The following is a 5842-nucleotide window of genomic DNA, read 5'->3' as shown; positions in this document are numbered from 1 at the left end:
ATCAAGGCCTTCGCCGCCTCGGCGGACGGCACTGGCTGGGGCGAGGGCGTGGGCATGCTGCTCGTCGAGCGGCTGTCCGACGCCCGCCGCAACGGCCACCCGGTCCTCGCGCTCATTCGCGGTTCGGCGATCAACCAGGACGGTGCCAGCAACGGCCTGACCGCCCCGAACGGGCCGTCGCAGCAGCGCGTGATCCGTGCCGCCCTCGCGAACGCCGGCCTGGCGGCCGCCGAGGTCGACGCGGTGGAGGCACACGGCACCGGCACCCGCCTCGGCGACCCGATCGAGGCGCAGGCGCTGCTCGCCACCTACGGCCAGGACCGCCCGGCCGAGGAGCCGCTGCTCCTCGGGTCCATCAAGTCGAACATCGGACACACGCAGGCCGCGGCCGGTGTCGCCGGTGTGATGAAGATGGTGCTGGCGATGCAGCACGGGGTGCTGCCGCAGACCCTGCACGTGGACGAGCCCACCCCGCACGTCGACTGGGCCGCCGGCGACATCGAGCTCCTGACCGAGCAGCGGACGTGGCCGGAGACCGGCCGCCCGCGCCGGGCCGGTATCTCCTCCTTTGGCTTCAGCGGCACCAACGCCCACACGATCATCGAGCAGGCTCCGGTCGCCGACGAAGCCCAGACGGCCGACTTCCCGCAGCAGCGACCCGGTGCCCTGCCCTGGGTGCTGTCCGCGAAGACCGACACCGCCCTGCAGGCCCAAGCCGAGCGCCTCGCAGCGCGGATCGCCGCGGACGAGACGCTCGAACCCGCCGACGTGGCCTACTCCCTGGCCACCTCCCGGTCGGCCCTCGAACGCCGTGCCGTTGTCGTCGCAGGAGAGCGGGACGAGTTCCTGGCTTCCCTCACCGAGGTCGCTGCCGGTGAGCAGGCGGCCGGCGTGGTGCGTGGAACCGTGGCCGGCAGCGGCTCCTCGGCCTTCCTGTTCACGGGCCAGGGCAGCCAGCGCCTCGGCATGGGGCGCGAGCTGTACGACGCCTTCCCGGTGTACGCCGACGCGCTCGACGCCGTCTGCGCCCGCATGGACGCCCACCTCGAACTTCCGCTGAGGGACGTGCTGTTCGGTTCGGATGCGGCGGTGCTGGACCGGACGGAGTACACACAGCCGGCGCTCTTCGCCGTCGAGGTGGCGCTGTTCCGGCTCGTCGAGAGCTGGGGCCTGCGGCCGGACTACCTCACCGGCCACTCCATCGGTGAGATCGCGGCCGCACATGTGGCGGGTGTGCTGTCCCTGGACGACGCGTGCGTCCTGGTCGCGGCCCGCGGCCGGCTGATGCAGGCCCTCCCGGCCGGTGGTGTGATGATCGCCGTCCAGGCGTCGGAGGACGAGGTCCTGCCGCTGCTCGCCGGGACCGACCGGGTGAGCATCGCCGCGATCAACGGCCCGCAGGCCGTCGTCATCGCCGGCGATGAGGACGCGGCCGTCGCCATCGCCGGGACCTTCCAGGCCCAGGGCCGGAAGACCAAGCGCCTGACGGTCAGCCGCGCGTTCCACTCGCCGCACATGGACGGCATGCTGCACGACTTCCGCGAGGTCGTGGCGGGGCTGGCGTTCGCGGCCCCCGCCATCCCGGTCGTGTCGTGCCTGACGGGTGCCGTCGTCACCGACGAGATGGGCTCGGCCGAGTTCTGGGTGCGGCACGTCCGTGAGGCCGTGCGCTTCCTGGACGGCGTACGCACGCTGGAAGCCGCCGGCGTGACCGCGTACATCGAGCTCGGCCCGGACGGGACCCTGTCCGCGCTGGCCCAGGGCTGCACGGCCGGCGACACCGACGGCATGGTCTTCCTACCCGTGCTCCGCAAGGACCGCGACGAGACCGGGACGATCATCACCGCCCTCGCCCGGGTTCACGTCCAGGGTGTGGCCGTCGACTGGGCAGCGTATTTCGCGGGTACGGGTGCCCGGCGGGTGGATCTTCCGACGTACGCGTTCCAGCGGCAGCGGTTCTGGCCGAGTGCGGCGGCGTACGTCGCCGGGGACCCGGAGTCCATCGGTCTGGGCGATGCCGCGCACCCGCTGCTCGGCGCGGCGGTGGCGCTCGCCGACACGGAGGGCGTGCTGCTCGCCGGCCGGCTGTCGCTCGACACGCAGCCGTGGCTCGCCGACCACATCATCCACGGCAGCGTCCTGCTGCCCGGTACCGCCTTCGTGGACCTTGCCGTGCGGGCCGGGGACCAGGTCGGGTGCGATGTGGTGGAGGAGCTGACGCTGGAGGCGCCGCTCGTCCTGCCGGAGCGGGGCGGCGTGCAGCTCCAGCTGGTCGTCGAGGCACCTGCGGCCTCCGGCAGCCGGCCGTTCGCGGTGTACTCGCGCCGCCAGGACGCGCCGGCCGAGGAGCCGTGGACCCGCCACGGGTCCGGTGTGCTCGCAGCCGGTGCCCGGCCGGAGGCCGAGCTGGAGTTCGGCGAGCTGGCCGCCGCCTGGCCGCCGGCCGGCGCTGAGCCGGTCGACATCGACGGCCTGTACCAGGAACTCGCCGGCGACGGCATGGCCTACGGGCCGCTGTTCCAGGGCCTGAAGGCGGCCTGGCGCCGCGGCGGCGAACTGTTCACGGAGGTCGTGCTGCCGGAGGAGGGTCACGGTGACGCCGCGCGGTTCGGGCTCCACCCGGCACTCCTCGACGCCGGTCTGCACGCCATCGGACACGGTGAGCACACGGACCAGGACGGTCCGGGCGCCATGCTGCCCTTCTCCTGGGCGGGCGTCTCCCTGTACGCGGTGGGTGCCTCCGCTCTCCGGATGCGTCTGACCCCGGCTTCCTCCGACGACGCACGCACCCTGGCGCTGCTGGTCGCGGACGAGACCGGGCGGCCGGTGGCGGCCGTGGGGTCGCTGATGCTCCGCCCGGCCTCCGCGGCCCAGGTTCAGGTGGCCGGTGCCGGTCACCTCGAGTCGCTGTTCCGCGTGAAGTGGGTGGACGTGCCCGCAGCGGCGGCCGCCCCGGCCGCTGCAGACCTCCGGTGGGCCGTGCTCGGCCGCGACGGGATCGGCCTGGCCGGTACGGGTGCCCAGATCGCCGAGTACGCCGACCTGACCGAGCTCGGTGCGGCACTCGCGGGCGGCGAACCGGCTCCGGACGCGGTGTTCGTCCTCCCGGCCGCCGACGACACCCCGACGGGTGACAGGGCGGACGCCGTCCACGCGGCGGTGAACGCGGCGCTGGCCGTCGTGCAGGAGTGGCTGGCGGACGAGCGGTTCGCGCAGACGCGTCTGGTGTGGCTGACGTCGGGTGCGGTGGCCGTCGAGCCCGGTGAGGGTGTGCGGGACCTGGCGGGCAGCGCGGTGCGCGGTCTGCTGCGCTCCGCGCAGTCGGAGAACCCCGGCCAGCTGGTCATGATCGACCTGGATCAGGATCAGGCTTCCCCGGCGGCCCTTCCCGCCGCGCTGGCGGCCGGGGAGCCGGAGCTGGCGATCCGCGGCGGCGCGCTGAGCGCCGCGCGCCTGGTGCGCGTCCCGTCCTCGGACAGCGCGGCCGAGGCGTCGGCTGCGGTGCTGGGCGGCCGGGCCGGGACCGGCACTGTGCTGGTCACCGGTGCGACCGGTGGTCTGGGCCGGCTCTTCGCCCGGCACCTGGTGGCGGCGTACGGGGTGCAGCGGCTGCTGCTCACCAGCCGGCGCGGTACGGCTGCCGCGGGTGCTGCCGAACTGGTCGCGGAACTGGAGCAGTTGGGCGCACACGTCGACCTCGTCGCCTGCGATGCCGCGGACCGGGAGGCGCTGGCGAGGCTGCTGGCGTCCGTACCGGCCGCGCATCCGCTGACCGCCGTGGTCCACACGGCGGGTGTGCTGGACGACGGCGTCCTGGCCTCGCTGACCCCGGAGCGGGTGGCGACCGTACTGCGTCCGAAGGTCGACGCGGCATGGAACCTGCACGAGCTCACCCGCGATCTCGACTTGTCGGCGTTCGTACTCTTCTCGGGCGCTGCCGCCGCGTTCGGCGCTGCCGGGCAGGCGAACTACGCCGCCGCGAACGCCTTCCTTGAGGCGCTGGCCGAACAGCGGCGTGCCGCGGGCCTGCCGGCGACCTCGCTCGCCTGGGGCCTGTGGGCCCCGCAGGCGGGTGTCGACGGTGGCGGCATGGCCGCGACCCTCGATGACGCCAACCTGCGTCGCCTCGCCCGGGAGGGCGTGGCCGCTCTCGCCACCGATGAGGGCTTGGCCCTCTTCGACACGGCGATGACGGTGGACGCGGCGGTGCTCCTGCCGATGCACCTCGACGTCGCCGTGCTGCGCGCCCAGGCGGTGTCCGCGGGCTCGACCCCGGCCCTGCTGCGGGCCTTGGTACGGGTGCCCGCGCGCCGCACGGTGGAGCGGCGCGGCGTCGTCGGCGCGGAGGCCGGTTCGCCGCTCGCGGCCCGCCTCGGGGGTCTGCCGGTGGCAGAGCAGGAGGGCGTGCTGCTGGACCTGGTGTGCGGTCGGGTCGCGGCCGTGCTCGGCCACACCGGTGCGGAGGCGGTCGACGCCGAGCGTGCCTTCCGGGACCTCGGCTTCGACTCCCTCACCGCCGTCGAACTGCGGAACGTGCTGAAGGCGGAGACGGGGCTGCGGCTGCCCCCGACCCTGATCTTCGATTACCCGACCCCGGCCGCGCTGGCCCGGCACCTGCTGGCCGAGCTGGGGGTGACCGGCGGGTCCGGTGACCACGCGGGCACGGCGCCGGGTGCACGGACACCGGTGCGGGCTGCCGCGGAGGTCGCGGACGATCCGATCGTGATCGTCGGTATGGGCTGCCGCTTCCCCGGCGGGGTCCGTACGCCCGAGGACCTGTGGCAGCTCGTCGCCACGGGCGGCGATGGCATCACCGCCTTCCCGGCCGACCGCGGCTGGGACGTGGAGGCCCTGTACCACCCGGACCCGGACCACGTGGGGACCTCGTACACGCGTGAGGGTGGGTTCCTGCTCGACGCGGCCGAGTTCGACCCGGCGTTCTTCGGGATCTCGCCGCGAGAGGCCCTCGCCATGGACCCGCAGCAGCGGCTGCTGCTGGAGACCTCGTGGGAGGCGTTCGAGCGGGCCGGCATCGACCCGACGACGATGCGGGGCAGCCGTACCGGGGTCTTCGCCGGCGTGATGTACCACGACTACGCGACCGGCTACGGAAACGGCGAGGAGCTGCCCGAGGGCGTCGAGGGCTACCTCGGCACCGGCAACTCCGGCAGCATCGCCTCCGGCCGTGTCTCGTACGCCTTTGGTCTGGAGGGGCCGGCGGTCACGGTCGACACGGCGTGCTCGTCGTCGCTGGTCGCCCTGCACTGGGCGATCCAGGCACTGCGCAACGGCGAGTGCGACATGGCCCTCGCCGGTGGTGTCGCGGTCATGGCGACCCCGGAGACGTTCATCGACTTCAGCCGCCAGCGCGGGCTCGCAGTGGACGGTCGCTGCAAGTCGTTCGCGGAGGGTGCGGACGGCACGGGCTGGGCCGAGGGCGCGGGCATGCTGCTCGTCGAGCGGCAGTCGGACGCCGTACGCAACGGCCACCCGGTTCTGGCGGTCGTGCGCGGCTCGGCGATCAACCAGGACGGTGCGAGCAACGGCCTCACCGCCCCCAACGGTCCCTCGCAGCAGCGAGTGATCCGTGAAGCGCTGGCGAGTGCGGGCCTGTCGGCTGCCGACGTGGACGCGGTGGAAGCCCACGGCACGGGTACGCGGCTGGGTGACCCGATCGAGGCGCAGGCCCTGTTGGCCACGTACGGCCAGGAGCGGCCCGAGGGCCGTCCGTTGCTGCTGGGCTCGATCAAGTCGAACATCGGGCACACGCAGGCGGCTGCCGGTGTCGCCGGCCTGATCAAGATGATCATGGCGATGCGGCACGGGGTGCTTCCGCAGACCC

1 protein-coding gene is annotated in these 5842 nt (G+C 73.8%); it reads left to right on the top strand.

From position 1 onward, the window contains the following. A partial coding sequence (locus ACFV7Q_RS38230; RefSeq protein ID WP_385435559.1) for a type I polyketide synthase occupies window positions 1–5842 on the top strand: 5842 nt, incomplete at both ends.

This window comes from Streptomyces sp. NPDC059851, assembly GCF_042732005.1.
Lineage (GTDB): Bacteria > Actinomycetota > Actinomycetes > Streptomycetales > Streptomycetaceae > Streptomyces.
Note: the sequence above shows the minus strand (reverse complement) of the source record. Positions and strands in the feature narration are given on the sequence as shown.